The following is a 17,503-nucleotide window of genomic DNA, read 5'->3' on the forward strand; positions in this document are numbered from 1 at the left end:
CCTGCTGCGCTTGCCACCGGCGCGGCACGCTGCCGGCACATTAGCATCAGCCTATGTCCCACATAAGCGCTTCTAATGCCGCACCGGCCCGCTCCTCCGCGCTGGCGGCTTGCAGCACGGGCAGCACGGGCAGCATCGCAGGCAGCGTTGGCATCGGCGCTCCACAGAGTACGGAGATGGAGAAACGGGTGGCGCAGCAACCCCGGCCCTGGCTGTTGCCTGCCCTGCTGCTGGGCGCTGTGGTGGGCTCTGCACTGCAGTTGCAGCAACCCGCGCTGTGGCGGGCCGGCACGTACGGCGGTGTGCTGGTGGCAGCCATCGCCATGGCCCTGGGGGCGTTGACGGCCACCCGCATGCGCGCCAGGGCCAACGCATGGATGAGTTTCGCGCCCCTGGCGATCGCCTTTGCGGCCGGTGGGCTGGCGCTGTTCGCCCTGGGCGGCCTGCGGTCCGCAAACTACCTGGGCGATGCCCTCGCGCCGCAACTGGAGGGGCGTGATATCCGCGTCACCGGCATGGTGGCCGCCATGCCGCAAAGCAACGAAGCCGGCACCCGCCTGCGCCTGGACGTGGAGTCTGCTCTGCTGCAGGGCGCGCCCGTGCAGTTGCCGCCGCGCATCGAGATCGCGTGGTACGGCGGCGCCTTTCGCGATGCGGCGGGCGTGGCCGACCTGCAGCGCCCGCCGCCCGCGCTGCGTGCCGGCGAGCGCTGGGACCTGACCGTGCGGTTGAAAGCGCCGCACGGCCTGCGCAACCCCCACGGGTTTGACTACGAACTCTGGATGTGGGAGCAGGGCGTGCAGGCCACCGGCTATGTGCGCGCCGGCCCCAAGGACGAGGCGCCGGTGCTGCTCGGCTCGACCTGGCAGCACCCCGTGGAGCGCGCGCGGCAGGCGGTGCGCGACGCCATCATCGAGCGGCTGGTGAGGGATGTGCAGGGTGACGACCCGACCCGTGCCCGCATTGCCGGGGTGGTGGCGGCACTGGTGACGGGCGATCAGCGCGCCATCGACCGTGCGGACTGGGACGTGTTCCGCGCCACGGGCGTCGCCCATCTGATGAGCATCTCGGGGCTTCACATCACGCTCTTCGCCTGGCTGGCGGCATTGGCGGTGCGCGCGCTGTGGCGCCGCTCCACCCGGCTGTGCCTGCGGGCCCCGGCGCAGTCGGTGGCGCTGGCAGCGGGCGTGTTGCTGGCCGCCGCGTACGCGCTGTTCAGCGGCTGGGGCGTGCCGGCCCAGCGCACCGTGATCATGCTGGCCGCCATCGCGCTGCTGCAGCTCAGCGGCCGCCGATGGCCGTGGCCGCAGGTGTGGCTCTTGGCCTGCGCGGCCGTGGTGGTGGCGGACCCGTGGGCGCTTGCGCAGGCGGGCTTCTGGCTGAGCTTTGTGGCCGTTGGCGTGCTGTTTGCTACTAATTCGATAGCTGGTGGCGCAGGCGGATCAAGCGGCGGAGGACATTTTCGTTCGTTGTTGCGCGAGCAATGGGTGGTGACGCTGGCCCTCACACCGCTGGGCGTGCTGCTGTTCGGCCAGGTGTCGGTGGTCGGTTTTGCTGCCAACCTGGTGGCGATACCGTGGGTGACGCTGGTGGTCACGCCGCTGGCGCTGGGCGGCGTGCTCTGGGCTCCGTTGTGGAGCCTGGCGGCGCTCTCCCTGCAGCCGCTGGCCGCCTTGCTGCAGTGGCTGGCCCATTGGCCCTGGGCGGTGGTCTTTCTGCCTGTGGCGCCCTTGTGGGCCGGCGTGGCGGCGGTGGCGGGCGGCGCGCTGCTGGCCACGCGGCTGCCGTGGCGGCTGCGGTTGCTGGCACTGCCCCTGCTGTGGCCGCTGCTGGCGTGGCAGCCGGCCCGGCCCGCGGCAGGGCAGTTCGAGTTGCTGGCGGCCGACATCGGCCAGGGTAATGCAGTGCTGGTGCGCACCGCCACGCACACGCTGCTGTACGACGCGGGCCCGCGCTTCAGCCGCGAGAGCGATGCCGGCCACCGCGTGCTGGTACCCCTGCTGCGCGCGCTGGGCGAGCGGGTGGACGTGCTCATGCTCAGCCACCGCGACATCGACCACACGGGTGGCGCACCGGCCGTGCTGGCGCAGCAGCCGCAGGCCGAACTCACCGGGTCCATCGAAGCCGACAACGCGCTGCAGGCGCTGCGCCCTGTCAAGCCCTGCCTGCAGGGCCAGCAGTGGACCTGGGATGGTGTGGCCTTCGAGGTGCTGCACCCGCTGGCGGGCGATGCCGCGCAGGCCCGCCGCCCCAATGCACTGAGCTGCGTGCTGCGCATCACGGCCGCCGGCGACAGCGCGCCGGTGGCCCTGCTGGTGGGCGACATCGAAGCGCCGCAGGAGCAGGCCCTGCTGGCGCGCGGCGCTCCGCTGCGGGCGGACGTGCTGCTGGTGCCCCACCACGGCAGCAAGACGTCGTCCACCGCTGCCTTTCTGGAGGCGGTCCAGCCCCGCACTGCTTTGGTGCAGGCCGGCTACCGCAACCGGTTCGGCCACCCGGCGCCCGACGTGTTCGACCGCTACCGTGAGCGAGGCATCCAGGTGGTGGAATCCGCACGCTGCGGCGCGGCCACCTGGTCGTCCGCGCAGCCGGGCGACGTGGGGTGCGAACGCGATGGTGCAAGGCACTACTGGCAGCACAATATTGCGCCGCGGCCCGATTGAGTTGACTTTTTGCGACGGCACCACGTGCCGAAGGGCGGCGACGCCGGAGATGGGCTCACAACTTGCTATCCTGCGTGCAGGAGGCCAGTCCATGCAGAAATTTGATGAGATGTACGCCATGCTGCCTTTTGATGGCAGCGACGTGCGGGAACACTACAAGCGCTATGCGCAGTGGTTGAGCAAACAGCCCCCTGACGTGATGCAGGCCCGCCGGGCCGAGGCAGAAATGATCTTCCGCCGGGTGGGCATCACCTTCGCCGTCTACGGCGCCAAGGACGAGGGCGGCGCCGGCAACGAGCGCTTGATTCCGTTCGACCTGATCCCCCGCATCATCCCGGCCCACGAATGGAGCCGCATGCAGCAGGGCCTGGTGCAGCGGGTCACCGCGCTCAACCGCTTCATCCACGACGTGTACCACGGCCAGGACATCATCCGCGCCGGCATCGTGCCCACCGACCTGATCCTCAACAACGCGCAGTACCGCCCCGAGATGGCCGGCCTGAGCGTTCCGCAGAACATCTACGCGCACATCGCCGGCATCGACATCGTGCGCGCTGCCAATGCGCAGGGCGAAGGCGAGTACTACGTGCTGGAAGACAACCTGCGCGTGCCCAGCGGCGTGAGCTACATGCTGGAAAACCGCAAGATGATGATGCGGCTCTTTCCCGAGCTGTTCAGCCTGCACAAGGTGGCGCCGGTGGCCCACTACCCCGACATGCTGCTCGAGACCCTGCGCGCCAGCGCGCCCGCGGCGGCCGACGAGCCGACGGTGGTGGTGCTCACGCCCGGCATGCACAACAGCGCGTACTTCGAACACGCCTTCCTCGCGCAGCAGATGGGCGTGGAGCTGGTCGAAGGGCAGGACCTGGTGGTCAAGGACAAGTTCGTCTACATGCGCACCACGCGTGGCCTGCAGCGGGTGGACGTGATCTACCGCCGCGTGGACGACGATTACCTCGACCCGCAGGTCTTCCGCCGCCATTCCACGCTGGGCTGCCATGGCCTCATGGAGGCGTACCGCGCCGGCAACGTGGGCATCTGCAACGCGGTGGGCACGGGCGTGGCGGACGACAAGTCCGTCTACCCCTACGTGCCCGAGATGATCCGCTTTTACCTGGGCGAGGAGCCCATCCTCAAGAACGTGCCCACCTGGATGTGCCGCAAGCAGGACGACCTGCAGTACGTGCTGGCCAACCTGAAAGACCTGGTGGTCAAGGAAGTGCATGGCGCGGGCGGCTACGGCATGCTCATCGGCCCTGCAGCCACCCATGCCGAGATCGAAGACTTCCGCCGCGCGCTGCTGGCCAACCCGGCCGGCTACATCGCGCAGCCCACGCTCAGCCTGTCGAGCTGCCCCACGTATGTGGACTCCGGCATCGCACCGCGCCACATCGACCTGCGCCCCTTCGTGCTCAGCGGCCGCGAGGTGCAGATGGCCGCAGGCGGCCTCACGCGCGTGGCGCTGCAGGAGGGGTCGCTGGTGGTCAATTCGTCGCAGGGCGGGGGCACCAAGGACACCTGGGTGCTGGGCGAGCACGCGGCGGGTGCGGCGACCCAGTCGCAATCCCAGTTGCAGACCCAATCACAGTCGATGGGTGGGATGACGCAAACAGAGGGAGGATTTTGAGATGCTGAGCCGCACTGCCGATCACCTGTTCTGGATGTCTCGCTACACCGAAAGGGCAGAAAACACCGCCCGCATGCTCAACGTGAGCTACGAGACCTCGTTGCTGCCCCAGTCTGCCGACGTGGTGCAGGAGGGCTGGGAAGGCCTGCTGTCCATCAGCGAGCTGATCCCCGCCTACACCGAAAAGCACGGCAAGGTCACGCCCCACAACGTGCTGGAGTTCATGGTGCGCGATGGCGAGAACCCGTCGTCCATCCTGTCATGCCTGCGCGCCGCGCGTGAAAACGCGCGGGCCGTGCGCGGTGCGCTCACCACCGAGGTGTGGGAGACGCAGAACCAGACCTGGCTGGAGCTGCACCGCGTGCTGGAGAGCGGCGCCTTCGAGCGCGAGCCCGGCCAGTTCTTCGAGTGGGTGAAATACCGCTCGCACCTGTCGCGCGGCGTGACGCTGGGCACCATGCTGCAGGACGAGGCCTTTCACTTCCTGCGGCTGGGCACCTTTCTGGAGCGCGCCGACAACACCGCGAGGCTGCTGGATGTGAAGTTCCACGCGGTGGAGAACGACTTCTTCGGCCGCGCGAGCGAGCGCAACCAGGAGGCCGACTTCTACCACTGGAGCTCCATTCTGCGCAGCGTCTCGGCGTTCGAGGTGTACCGCAAGGTCTACCGCGACGTCATCACCCCGGGCCGTGTGGCAGACCTTTTGGTGCTGCGCCGCGACATGCCGCGGTCATTGCACGCCTGCATGCGCGAGGTGGTGGACAACCTGAGCGTGGTGGCCAACCAGCAGTCGGCCGAAACCCAGCGCCGCGCGGGCCGCCTGCTGGCGGATCTGCAGTACGGGCGCATCGACGAAATCCTGTCGACGGGCTTGCACGCGTTTCTCACGCAGTTCCTCGACCGGGTGAACGACCTGGGCGGCGGCATCAGCCGCGACTTTCTGGTCGCGGCGGGCGACTGACAAGCGCATTGAAGATCAAGCAGCGAGCACCGTAATGGGCACCGTGACGGGGCCCAGCCATCGGCGCTGTGCTGCTGGCTCGCCGCGGCTTCTTTCAATGCGTCTGCGTGCAGGGAAGTGGGACGTGGGAGGGGCGTGAGCCCCAGCCGGCTCAGCCCTCGTTGTTGCGCTTTTGGTCCCGCAGCATGAAGAGGTAGAGGCTCTCGACCTTTTCACGCGCCCAAGGGGTCTTGCGCAGGAACTTGAGGCTGGACCCTACGCTGGGGTCGCTTTGGAAGCAACGGATCTGGATGCGCTGGCCCAGCTCATCCCAGCCGAAATAATCCGCCAGGGCCACCACCATGGTCTCCAGCTTCACGCCGTGCAGCGGGTTGCGGGGCTGGGCGGCTTTGGCTGGAGCGCTCTCGGGCGTGTTTTCGGCGGGGCTGTCAGGTGTGCTGTTGGGTGCACTGTCAGGCGCGGCGGCTATTGCGCCTTGTGCGGCTGGCGTGGATGGCGTGGATGGCGTGGTCTCTGGGGTGCTCATGCCCCGAAGCATACCGACTGCAGGCACCCGCGTCGCGCAAACCGGCAGGCTGGCAATTGCCACCGCTGCAGGCCTGCCTTTCGCCATGCTCGCGGTGTCGCGTCCTCAGGGGGCGGCGCGGTGCGCCGCGGCTTGGCACGGGAGCCTAGTTCTTGCGCTGCATCTGCGCCTCGCGCTGGAACAGCTCGGCGGCCCAGTCCACAAAGGCGCGCACCTTGGCGCTCAGGTGGCGGTTGGGCGGGTACACCACATACACCGGCAGCAGGGGCTGCGTCCATTCGGGCAGCAGCTGCACCAGGGTGCCGGTTTGCAAATGCCGCTCGGCCTGAAAGCTCGTGATCTGCCCGATACCGAGGCCCGCCACTAGCGACGTCACGTATGCGTTGGCCTCGTTCACGCTCAGCTGGTACGGGCCGGAGACGTCGATGGACTCGGCATCCTTGCGGAACTCCAGCGGGTAATGCCGGCCCGAATGCGGCGAGAAATACAGCAGGCTGGTGTGCTTTTCCTCGATCTCCAGCGGGTGCGCGGGCGTGCCCTTGCGCGCCAGGTAGTCGGGCGATGCCACGGTGATGAATTCGAGGTTGCCGATGCGCCGCGCCACCAGCGACTGGTCGCTCAGCTCGCCGCCGCGGATCACGCAGTCCACGTTGTCGCCGATCAGGTCCACGATGCGGTCGCTCACCCCCAGGTCGAGCTGGATGTCCGGGTAGCGTTCGTGGAACTCCGCCAGGTGCGGGATCAGCAGCAACTGCGCCACCGACGTCCCCACGTCGATGCGCAAGCGCCCGCGCGGATTGGCGCGCGCGTTGGTCATGCTGGCCTCGATGTCGTCCAGGTCGGTCAGCAGGCGCACCGTGCGGTCGTAGTAGGCGGCGCCGTCGGGCGTCACCGTCACGCGGCGGGTGGTGCGGTTGAGCAGTTTCACGCGCAGGCGCTCCTCCAGCGCCTGAACGTGCTTGGTGACTGTGGCCTTGGGCAGCGAAAGCGAATCCGCTGCCCGGGTGAACGTGCCGGCCTCCACCACCCGCACGAATATGCGCATGGCCTGTATCTGGTCCATGGCTTCTCCTTGAAATCTGAAACTGCAATCCGGAACTGCAGCACCCACCAGTGGGTGCTGAGGAATTCTCACACGCAAGCTGCCGTTTGATTGTTGAGCTTTTGGAAACAGTGCAGTGGTGTTTGACCTGTTTATCCGGCCGGCGGCAACCACTACATTTATCCCATCCTCAATTTACTGGGTACATGCCATGCAGCCCGACAGACCGTCTTCGTCCTCTTTCACATCGCAGTCCGACGCCGCACCTTCCAAGGTGTCCAAGGCGGCGTCCGTGTGCACCGACTCCACCATTGAGGTGGCCGCGGGGCAGGACGTGGCCGTGCGCATGTATGGCCGCAAGAAGACGGGCAAGGTGTCGCCCGTGGTCGTGCATTTTCACGGCGGCGCATTCACCTCGGGCGATCTGGACAATGGTTGCACGGTGGCGTCGCTGCTGGAGAGCGTCGGCGCGGTGGTGGTGTCGGTGGCCTACCCCCTCACGCCATTCCCCCAGCCGGTGGATACAGGCTACAACGTTTTGAAGTGGGTGCACCGCAACCGTACCAAACTGGGCGGGCAGGGTTCGCTGGTGTACCTGGCCGGTGAAGAGGCTGGCGGCAACCTGGCCGCCGCCGTGAGTCTGGTGGCGCGCGACCAGTCGCACCCGCCGCTGGCCGGGCAGATCCTGCTGTCGCCCATGCTGGACCCGTGCGTGGGCACCGCGTCGGTGCGCGAAGCCACGGGCGACGCCACCGGCTGCAAGTGGTCCGAGGGTTGGCGCAATTTCCTGAGCTGCCCGCGCGATGCCGACCACCCCTACGCCGTGCCCGGTGCAGCGCGCCGCCTGGCGGGGCTGCCGCCCACGCTGGTGCTGGTGGGCGACACCGACCCCATGCACGATGAAGCGGTGGCCTACGCCGCCCGGCTCGAGGCCGCCGGGCTGCAGGTCACTTGCCATGTGTTTGCCAAGGCCGCGCAGTGGCCCGATGCCCTGCTGCAGACGCAAACGGGCCCGAACGAGTGCCCTTGCGCTGCGGGGGCGCAAGAGCAGTTCCGTTTGTTCTTCGAAGCCACCCGATGTCCGGTGCCTTCCTGACAACAACCCCGGGCTGCAAAAAGGTGTTGACCTCAACATAAGTTGAGGTTTGATACTGCAGCCTCTCTACCGAATCCCTGGTTTTCAACGCTGATTTTTCCGGCATGCCGTGCCGGAGGGAGAGGCTTTGCCTGCGCATTTCTGCACGCTGTACCCGTGAGGGTTGGACGGCGGGCGGAGCTACTGATGTCAACGATACGGAGGAAATAACAACGTGAACAACACAACGCACTTTTCAACGGCTGCCAGCAGCCACCCCGCCGGTCACAGAACGCTGCGCCGCAGCGTCTTGTGACACAGGCGGGCCGATGCCCCGGGCGTGCCGGCCGGGGCCTTGACCTTTCCACCGTGTCATTGCCGAGACTGCCCGTCCATCCCGCCGTGACCTTTGCCTCTTCCGCGTCTGCACCGCGTGGCGCAGACAACAACTTCCCTGGCGCGCCCGCAACGCCCGCCTCAACGATTGATTGAAACGACCATGACCACCAACCCGCTCTCCAAGAACCGCCCTCTGGGCCTGGCCACCATCGCCACCGCCGTCACCGCTGCCGTGGCTGCATTGATCCTCGTCTTCCAGGCGCCCACGGCCCAGGCCAACGGTGAAGGCGCCACGCCGCCCGCCATGCCGGTGTCGGTCGCTGCCGTGGTGCAAAAGGACATCTCGCTGTGGGATGAATTTTCCGGCCGCCTCGAGGCCGTGCAGCGTGTGGACGTGCGACCGCGCGTCTCGGGTGCCGTGCAGGCCGTGCACTTCCGCGAAGGCTCGCTGGTCAAGCAGGGTGACCTGCTCGTCACCGTGGACCCCGCACCGTATGCGGCCGAGGTCGACCGCGCCGAAGCCCAGGTGGTCGCCGCCCAGGCCCGCGTGTCCTACACCCGCAGCGAAATGGAGCGCGCCACGCGCCTGCTCGAAGAACGCGCCATTGCCCAGCGTGAGCACGACGAGCGCCTGAATGCCCAGCGCGAGGCCGACGCCAACCTGCGCGCAGCACAGGCCGCGCTGCAGACCGCCAAGCTCAACCTCGGCTACACCCAGGTGCGCGCCCCCGTGGCGGGCCGCGTGGGCCGCATCGAAGTCACCGTGGGCAACCTGGTGGCTGCCGGTGCCGGCGCGCCGGTGCTGACCACGCTGGTGTCGGTGAGCCCCATCTATGCGAGCTTCGACACCGACGAGCAGATTGTGGTGAAGGCGCTGGCCGACCTGCAAAGCAGCCAACGGGGCAACAGCGCGCGCCAACTCATCGAGCGCATCCCTGTGCAGATGGGCACTGGCACCGCGGGCAGCACGCCGCACACCGGCCGCCTGCAGCTCATCGACAACCAGGTGGACGCCAAGAGCGGCACGGTGCGCGTGCGTGCCGTGTTCGACAACGAAGACGGCGCTCTCATCCCCGGCCAGTTCGCCCGCATCCGCATGGGCCAGGCGCGCGACACCCAGGCCCTGCTGATCAACGAGCGTGCCGTGGGCACCGACCAGAACAAGAAGTTCGTGATGGTGGTGGGCGAGGGCAACAAGGCCGAGTACCGCGAAGTCACGCTGGGCGCGCCCATCGACGGCCTGCGCGTGGTCACGTCGGGCTTGAAGGCGGGCGAGAACATCGTCGTCAACGGCCTGCAGCGCGTGCGCCCCGGTGCCGTGGTGGCGCCCCAGTCGGTCCCCATGACCGCCAAGGCCGAGATTGCGGGTGATCGCAAGGAAGCCAAGAACAACACCAAGTCGCCCGCCGTCTGAACACCTTTTCAGTTCCCTAACGCTGCGCGTCTCCTAAGCCTGTGCAACGGGCATGACTTCGCCAGCATCCCCGCGCAAGGGCCGCCCCGCCGCGCTGGGGGTGTCCCCCTAACGAAGGAGAGGGGGAAGGCGCGCAGCGACTCAGGGGGTGAACCAACACGAGCTTTTTGCATCCATGAATCTATCCCGCTTCTTCATCGACCGCCCCATCTTCGCCGGGGTGCTGTCGGTGCTCATCTTCCTCGGGGGGCTCATCGCATTGCGCGGTCTGCCTATCTCCGAATACCCTGAAGTCGCGCCGCCCTCCGTGGTGGTGCGCGCACAGTACCCGGGCGCCAACCCCAAGGTGATCGCCGAGACCGTGGCCACGCCGCTGGAGGAATCCATCAACGGCGTGGAAGGCATGCTCTACATGGGCAGCCAGGCCACCACCGACGGCGTCATGACGCTGACCGTGACCTTTGCCTTGGGCACCGACCCCGACAAGGCCCAGCAGCTGGTGCAAAACCGCGTGTCGCAGGCCGAGCCGCGCCTGCCCGAGGAAGTGCGCCGCCTGGGCGTCACCACCGTCAAGAGCGCGCCGGACCTGACCATGGTGGTCCACCTGGTCTCGCCCAACAACCGCTACGACATCGACTACCTGCGCAACTACGCGGTGCTCAATGTGAAGGACCGTCTCGCCCGCATCGGCGGCGTGGGCCAGGTGCAGATCTTCGGCGGCGGCGACTACTCCATGCGTGTGTGGCTCGACCCCCAAAAGGTCGCGCAGCGCGGCCTGTCGGCCAGTGATGTGGTGACCGCCATCCGCGGCCAGAACGTGCAGGCTGCCGCCGGCGTGGTGGGTGCATCGCCCGGCCTGCCCGGCGTGGACCTGCAACTGTCCATCAACGCCCAGGGCCGTCTGCAGACCGAAGAAGAGTTCGGCGACATCATCGTCAAGACCGGTGCCGACGGCGCGGTGACGCGCCTGCGTGACATCGCCCGCCTGGAGCTGGGCGCGGCCGACTACTCGCTGCGCTCGCTGCTCAACAACGACCCCGCCGTCGGCATGGGCGTGTTCCAGGCGCCGGGCTCCAACGCGCTGGACATCTCGTCCAACGTGCGCAAGACCATGGACGAGATCCAGAAGAACATGCCCGAAGGCGTGGAGTACCGCATTGCGTACGACCCCACGCAGTTCGTGCGTGCCTCCATCAAGTCCGTGATCCACACGCTGCTTGAAGCCATCGCCCTCGTAGTGCTCGTGGTGATCCTGTTCCTGCAGACCTGGCGCGCCTCCATCATCCCGCTGCTGGCCGTGCCGGTGTCGGTGGTGGGCACGTTCGCGGTGCTGCACCTGCTGGGCTTTTCAATCAACGCTCTGAGCTTGTTCGGCCTGGTGCTGGCCATCGGCATCGTGGTGGACGACGCCATCGTGGTGGTGGAGAACGTCGAGCGCAACATCGAGGCGGGCCTGACCCCGCGCGAGGCCACCTACCGCGCCATGCGGGAAGTGTCTGGCCCCATCATCGCCATCGCACTGGTGTTGGTGGCGGTGTTCGTACCGTTGGCCTTCATCAGCGGGCTCACAGGCCAGTTCTACAAGCAGTTCGCGGTCACGATTGCGATCTCCACGGTGATCTCGGCGATCAATTCGCTGACCCTGTCGCCCGCGCTCAGCGCGCTGCTGCTTAAGGGCCACAACGAGCCCAAGGACGCGCTCACGCGTGGCATGGACAAGGTGTTTGGTGGGCTGTTCCGCGGCTTCAACCGCCTGTTCCACCGCGGCTCCGAGGCCTACAGCGGCGGCGTCAAGCGCGTCATCGGCCGCAAGGCGCTGATGTTCGTGATCTACCTCGCGCTGGTGGGTGCCACCGTGGGCCTGTTCAAGATCGTGCCCGGCGGCTTCGTGCCCGCGCAGGACAAGCAGTACCTGATCGGCTTTGCCCAGCTGCCCGACGGCGCCACGCTGGACCGCACCGAGAACGTGATCCGCCGCATGGGCGAGCTCATGAAGGAGAACCCGAACGTCGAAGACGCGATCGCTTTTCCCGGCCTGTCGATCAACGGCTTTACCAACAGCTCCAACTCGGGCATCGTGTTCGCCACGCTCAAGCCCTTTGCCGAGCGCACCCGCGCCGACCAGAGCGGCGGCGCCGTGGCAGGGCAGCTGAACCAGTCGTTCGGCAGCATCCAGGATGCGTTCATCGCCATGTTCCCGCCGCCACCCGTGGCGGGCCTGGGTACCACCGGCGGCTTCAAGCTGCAGATCGAAGACCGCGCGTCGCTGGGCTTTCAGGCCATGGACGGCGCCGTGAAGGCCTTCATGGCCAAGGCCTACCAGACGCCCGAGCTGGCCGGCCTGTTCACCAGCTGGCAGGTCAACGTGCCGCAGCTGTACGCCAACATCGACCGCACCAAAGCCCGCCAGCTGGGTGTGCCGGTGACGGACATCTTCGACACGCTGCAGATCTACCTGGGCAGCCTGTACGCCAACGACTTCAACCAGTTTGGCCGCACCTACAGCGTGCGTGTGCAGGCCGATGCGGCCTACCGCGCGCGGGCTGAAGACGTGGGCCTGCTCAAGGTGCGCTCTGCCACCGGCGAGATGGTGCCCCTGTCGGCGCTGATGAAGATGGAGCCGAGCTTCGGCCCCGAGCGTGCCATGCGCTACAACGGCTACCTGGCCGCGGACATCAACGGCGGCCCTGCACCCGGCTACTCGTCGGGCCAGGCCCAGGCCGCCATCGAGCGCATTGCGGCAGAGACGCTGCCGCAGGGCATCACCTTCGAGTGGACCGAGCTGACCTACCAGGAAATCCTGGCCGGCAACTCCGCCGTGCTGGTGTTCCCGCTGGCCATCCTGCTGGTGTTCCTGGTGCTGGCCGCGCAGTACGAAAGCCTGACGCTGCCCATTGCCATCATCCTGATCGTGCCCATGGGCATCCTGGCGGCCATGACCGGGGTGTGGCTGAGCAAGGGCGACAACAACGTGTTCACGCAAATCGGGCTCATCGTGCTGGTGGGGCTGTCGGCCAAGAACGCCATCCTGATCGTGGAGTTTGCGCGCGAGCTGGAGTTTGCCGGGCGCACCCCCGTGCAGGCCGCCATCGAGGCCAGCCGCCTGCGGCTGCGCCCCATCCTGATGACCTCGCTGGCCTTCGTGATGGGTGTGCTGCCCCTGGTGCTCTCCACCGGTGCCGGCGCCGAAATGCGCAGCGCCATGGGCGTGGCGGTGTTCTCCGGAATGATCGGGGTGACGGCCTTCGGCCTGTTCCTCACGCCCGTCTTCTACGTGCTGCTGCGCAAGCTGGCTGGCAACCGCCCGCTGGTGGAGCACGGCACGCACGTGGCGCCCATCTCGCACAACCCGCACGGCGGCGGCAGCGCCCACCCCGTGCTGGCAGCGCCCCGCCAAGAGCACGAATGATGGGCTCCCTGGCCATTTTCAATACCACCGTCCGCGCCGCGCTGCCTCTGGCAGCAGGGCGGGCAGGAGACCGACCATGATGGATTTTTTGTCGAACAAGAACGCTGATGCCGCCAACGCGGTGACGGCGGCAGCGCCAGCGCCTTCGCGCAGGCTCAGCCTGCTGGCCCCCCTGGCCGCAGCCCTGGTGCTGGCCGGTTGCATGACCCAGCCCGTGGCTCCCGCGCCCCATGCCGGCGTGGCCGTGCCCGAGAGCTTCAGCGCCGGCGGCGCGGCCCTGCCCGTCGCACCCTGGACCGTGGCCCCACCCGCCGAGGCACAGCCGCGCGGCGAATGGTGGCTGGGCTTTCAGGACCCCGTGCTGGCCGACCTGGTGCAGCGCGCAGGCACGGCCAACACCAGCATCCAGCAGGCGGCCGCGCGGCTGGCCGAAGCGCGCTCGCTGCTGCGCTCGGCCGACGCAGCACGGTCCGTGCAGATCGGCGCGTCGGCGGGCGTGTCGCGCCAGGCCGGTGCCAGCAGCACGGGCAGCTCATCGCCGTCCACGCTGGGCACGGCAGGCCTCAACGCATCGTATGAACTGGACCTGTTCGGCCGCCTGTCGCAGACCAGCGATGCCGCGCGCCTGGATGCCGATGCCCGCGACGCCCTGCTGCAGAGCACGCGCCTCATGGTGCAGGCCGATGTGGCGCAGACATACCTGCAGCTGCGCTCGGTGCAGGCCGAGCAGATCCTGGTGAACGAGAGCCTGGGTGCCTACCAGGACACACTGCGGCTCACGCAGCGCCGCCTGCAGGCCGGCGATGTGGCCGAGCTGGACGTGGCCCGCGTGCAGACCGAGGTGTCTTCCACCGAGTCCGAATCCTTGGCACTGCAGCGCCAGCAAGCCTTGCTGACCAACGCGCTGGCCGTGCTGGTGGGCGATGTGGCCAGCGGCTTCACGCTGCCGGCGGCGGCCACCGATGCCGCCTTGCCGGTCATCCCGCCCGGTGTGCCTGGCACCGTGCTGGCGCGGCGCCCCGATGTGTCGGCCGCGCAGTTCGCTGTGCTGGCCGCGCAGGCCCGCGTGGGCGTGGCGCAGACCGCGTGGTTCCCGGCGGTCACGCTCACCGGCAATGCGGGACATGCATCGCCCGAGCTGGGCGACCTGTTCAAGTGGTCGGCCCGTGCGTGGGGCGTGAGCGCGCTGCTGTCGCTGCCGATCTTCGACGGCGGCCAGCGCGATGCGCAGGTGCAGGGCGCCAAGGCCCGGCTGGAGGCCGCGCTGGCGGACCACCGTGGCCAGGTGCTCAACGCCTTCCGCGACGTGGAAGATCAGCTCAGCTCGCTGCGCCTGTTGTCCGGCCAGGCCGAGGCGCAGGCCCGCGCCGTGACGGCCGCGCGCCGAGCGACGCAGCTGTCCGATGCACGCTACCGCAACGGCCTGGTGAGCCAGCTGGAGCTGCTGGACGCGCGCCGCAGCGAGCTGCGCAACCGCCGCCAAGAGCTGCAGGTGCGCACCGCGCAGTACGTGGCCACGGTGGGCCTGATCCGCGCGCTGGGTGGGGGCTGGGGTGACGACGCGCAGGCCAGGGTGGCCGCGGTGTCCCAATAGTCTCTGCAGCTGTGCCTGGCCAATAGCCAGCCCAGCAGGGCGGGGTTCCCGCGCTCCTTCTGCGGCGTGCCGCGCTGGCGCCTATAGTGTCTGGTTTCGCGCGCGGCACGGCCCCGGGGCCGGTCCAGCGCTTTCCGTCCCACCGTTTCGTCATCAGGAGCCTTTGCATGAGCTATCCCAGTACCCAACTCTTCATCGCCGGCCAATGGCAGGACGCCGCCGACGGCAAGACCATCGGCGTGTTCAACCCATCCACCGGCAAGGAAATCGGCCGCGTGGCCCACGCCAGCAAGGCCGACCTGGACCGTGCGCTGGACGCTGCACAAAAGGGCTTTGAAGCTTGGCGCGACATCCCTGCCGCCGAGCGTGCCAAGACCATGCGCCGCGCCGCTGGGCTGATGCGTGAGCGCGCCGATGCGATCGCCGCCATCATGGTGCAGGAGCAGGGCAAGCCCCTGGCCGAAGCCAAGGTCGAGACCATGGCGTCTGCCGACATCATCGAATGGTTTGCCGACGAGTCCCTGCGCGTGTATGGCCGCATCGTCCCCTCGCGCAACCTCAAGGCCACGCAGATGGTGCTCAAGGACCCCGTGGGCCCCGTGGCGGCCTTCACGCCGTGGAACTTCCCCATCAACCAGGTCGTGCGCAAGCTGGCTGCCGCGCTGGGCGCAGGCTGCTCCATCCTGGTCAAGGCGCCCGAAGAAACCCCGGCCAGCCCCGCAGAGCTGATCCGCGCGTTTGCCGATGCGGGCGTGCCCGCCGGCACGGTCGGTCTGGTCTATGGCGACCCGGCTGAAATCTCCAACTACCTCATCCCGCACCCCATCATCCGCAAGGTCACGTTCACCGGCTCCACGCCCGTGGGCAAACAGCTGGCGGCCCTGGCGGGCAAGCACATGAAGCGCGTGACGATGGAGCTGGGCGGTCATGCGCCGGTCATCGTGGCGCAAGACGCCGACCTGGAACTGGCCATCAAGATCAGCAGCGGCTCCAAGTTCCGCAACGCGGGCCAGGTCTGCATCTCGCCCACCCGCTACCTGGTGCACGAGAGCATCCGCGCCGACTTCGTGGCAGCTTTTGCCAAGTACGCGCAGGGCCTGAAGGTGGGTGACGGCCTCACGGCCGGCACGCAGATGGGCCCGCTGGCCAACCCCCGCCGCATCACCGCCATGGCCGACCTGCTGGCCGACGCGGTGCAGCAGGGCGCGCAAGTGGCCACCGGCGGCGAGCGCATCGGCACCGAAGGCAATTTCTTCCAGCCCACCGTGCTCAACGACGTGCCCCTGTCGGCCCGCATCTTCAACGAAGAGCCCTTCGGCCCCGTGGCCGCCGTGCGCGGCTTCGAGAAGATCGAGGACGCGATTGCCGAAGCCAACCGCCTGCCGTTCGGCTTGGCCGGCTACGCCTTCACCACCTCGCTGAAGAATGCGCACCTGCTGGCCCAGCGCCTGGAAGTGGGCATGCTCTGGATCAACCAGGCTGCAGCCCCTGCCGCAGAGCTGCCATTCGGCGGCTTGAAGGATTCGGGCTACGGCTCCGAAGGCGGCCCCGAAGCCATCGAAGCGCACCTGAACACGCGCCTGGTGTCGATCATGAACGTGTGACTTGTGATTCAGTGATCCTGTGATCGAGGGGCTGCCGCTTTCCACCGTGGAGGGTTGCAGCCCCTTCGTCCTTTCCGTTTCGCAGTCAGGTTTTCTTGCGCAGCGTGCCCCACGCTGCCAGCGCCAGCAGGGTGGAGAGCAAACCCGCGCCCCAGACCTGCAGCGTAGGTATGGCGGCTGGCGCCGCCATGGCGGCAACCGTGAACGTCATGCGCACCTGGCCGGCGCCACCCGCACCGCCGGCGCGGTTGCCCAGGTCATAGCCACCCCCACCCCCGCCGCCCGGCGCGACGCCCGGCAGGCCGTCATTGCTGGTCATGGCGCCGCCGCCGCCCCCGGCGCCTGTGCCTGTCCCGCCAGTCGCTCCAATTGCATTGCCGCCATTGGCCGCCGGCGTGGCGGAGCCGCCACCACCGCCGCCGACGGACGAGCCCGAGCCGTTGCCCCTAGCAAAAGAGGTGTTTCCGGGGGCCGTGCACGCCGCAGTGGTGCCCCCAGCGCCCGCCACCCTGGTGGGGGCTCCCGCCGAGCCGCCGTTGGCAGTCAACCCCGCAATGCCAGCGCCGGTGACTGAGGAGGAGGGTCCCGCGGTGCCTGCGGTCTGGAAGGGGCCCGCGGCGCCCCCCGCACCTGCGTTCACCGTGAGCGCAGTGCCACCCGCCACAGCGAAGCTTGCCGCGCAGTAGGAGCCCCCACCGCCACCACCGCCCCCGTCGAACATTCCGCTCCCGTTGGCTGCGCCCCCTCCGCCACCCCCCGACCCCCAGGCCTCGATAAGCACTGACACGGCTCCTGCCGGCACTGTGCAGTTGGCCGTGTTAACGCCGTTGACACAATCTGCGGCAAAGGCGGACATGGGTAGCAGTGCACAAAATACTGTGGCGGCCACAGAGCGGTTTTTTGCTGACAGGTGCAATGGGTAGGAGGTGGTGTGGACAGTGGCTTTGGCGTGCGTCGGCGTGGACGGCGAGCGATCAAAAAAAACCGGCCAACCGCCTTTCGCTCAGGTATGGCATCCGCACTGGCAAGTCGGTGCGGTGGGTATGCAAGTCCAAAACAGGTAAGGCCGTGACTTGAAATGGAATGCTGCGATCGGTCGCCTGCGGCGTTGCGCCGTAGAAACTGCCGTCGCTGTTGCAAAATTAAATGGTGGGTGTTTCTGGAATACCGTGATGTACTGCGTGCACTTACTGATTGTTGCAACGCACACTCCATGACAAAAATCACCCGGAATTTCGCTTATTGGCGG

Annotated in this window: 11 protein-coding genes; 8 read left to right on the forward strand and 3 right to left on the reverse strand. The window is 67.9% G+C overall.

The genetic code is table 11. The features are described from left to right. Positions 1 to 176 precede the first annotated feature (176 nt). The 3 genes from ASF16_RS24700 to ASF16_RS24710 all read left to right on the forward strand — a co-directional run bounded on the left by ASF16_RS24700 (position 177) and on the right by ASF16_RS24710 (position 5,251). A complete protein-coding gene (locus ASF16_RS24700; RefSeq protein WP_056173736.1) occupies positions 177 to 2,663 on the forward strand; it encodes a DNA internalization-related competence protein ComEC/Rec2 in 2,487 nt (828 codons plus the stop codon). Positions 2,664 to 2,754: 91 nt separating this feature from the next. Beyond that, positions 2,755 to 4,290 carry a circularly permuted type 2 ATP-grasp protein gene (locus tag ASF16_RS24705; RefSeq protein WP_056173739.1) on the forward strand — a complete coding sequence of 512 codons (1,536 nt, stop codon included), beginning with the start codon at positions 2,755 to 2,757 and terminating at the stop codon, positions 4,288 to 4,290. Position 4,291: 1 nt separating this feature from the next. Beyond that, positions 4,292 to 5,251 carry an alpha-E domain-containing protein gene (locus tag ASF16_RS24710; protein ID WP_056173742.1) on the forward strand — a complete coding sequence of 320 codons (960 nt, stop codon included), beginning with the start codon at positions 4,292 to 4,294 and terminating at the stop codon, positions 5,249 to 5,251. Positions 5,252 to 5,402: 151 nt separating this feature from the next. Here ASF16_RS24710 and ASF16_RS25790 read toward each other — a convergent pair whose 3' ends face one another. Next, positions 5,403 to 5,720 carry a VF530 family DNA-binding protein gene (locus tag ASF16_RS25790; protein ID WP_235507508.1) on the reverse strand — a complete coding sequence of 106 codons (318 nt, stop codon included), beginning with the start codon at positions 5,718 to 5,720 and terminating at the stop codon, positions 5,403 to 5,405. A gap of 202 nt (positions 5,721 to 5,922) precedes the next feature. Further along, entirely contained in the window at positions 5,923 to 6,840 is a 918-nt protein-coding gene (locus ASF16_RS24720) for a LysR family transcriptional regulator (protein WP_056173744.1), read from the reverse strand. 190 nt (positions 6,841 to 7,030) lie between these two features. Here ASF16_RS24720 and ASF16_RS24725 point away from each other — a divergent pair, with 190 nt between their 5' ends. The 5 genes from ASF16_RS24725 (at position 7,031) to ASF16_RS24745 (ending at position 16,254) form a co-directional block, all read left to right on the forward strand. Further along, positions 7,031 to 7,915 carry an alpha/beta hydrolase gene (locus tag ASF16_RS24725; protein ID WP_056173747.1) on the forward strand — a complete coding sequence of 295 codons (885 nt, stop codon included), beginning with the start codon at positions 7,031 to 7,033 and terminating at the stop codon, positions 7,913 to 7,915. A gap of 478 nt (positions 7,916 to 8,393) precedes the next feature. Then, positions 8,394 to 9,647 (forward strand): efflux RND transporter periplasmic adaptor subunit, encoded by a 1,254-nt coding sequence (locus tag ASF16_RS24730; protein ID WP_156372222.1) that lies wholly within the window; start codon positions 8,394 to 8,396, stop codon positions 9,645 to 9,647. 175 nt (positions 9,648 to 9,822) lie between these two features. Next, positions 9,823 to 13,056, forward strand: coding sequence for an efflux RND transporter permease subunit (locus ASF16_RS24735; RefSeq protein WP_056173750.1), 3,234 nt, complete (start codon positions 9,823 to 9,825; stop codon positions 13,054 to 13,056). Between the two features lie 76 nt (positions 13,057 to 13,132). Then, entirely contained in the window at positions 13,133 to 14,650 is a 1,518-nt protein-coding gene (locus ASF16_RS24740; RefSeq protein WP_156372223.1) for an efflux transporter outer membrane subunit, read from the forward strand. A gap of 167 nt (positions 14,651 to 14,817) precedes the next feature. Further along, a complete protein-coding gene (locus ASF16_RS24745; protein WP_056173752.1) occupies positions 14,818 to 16,254 on the forward strand; it encodes an NAD-dependent succinate-semialdehyde dehydrogenase in 1,437 nt (478 codons plus the stop codon). Between the two features lie 85 nt (positions 16,255 to 16,339). Here the strand turns inward: ASF16_RS24745 and ASF16_RS24750 are convergent, their stop codons facing one another. Continuing rightward, on the reverse strand, positions 16,340 to 16,573 hold the full coding sequence (locus ASF16_RS24750) for an IPTL-CTERM sorting domain-containing protein (protein WP_056173755.1): 234 nt from the start codon (positions 16,571 to 16,573) through the stop codon (positions 16,340 to 16,342). Positions 16,574 to 17,503: the final 930 nt, after the last annotated feature.

Source organism: Acidovorax sp. Leaf78 (assembly GCF_001422735.1).
Taxonomy (GTDB): Bacteria; Pseudomonadota; Gammaproteobacteria; order Burkholderiales; family Burkholderiaceae_C; genus Acidovorax.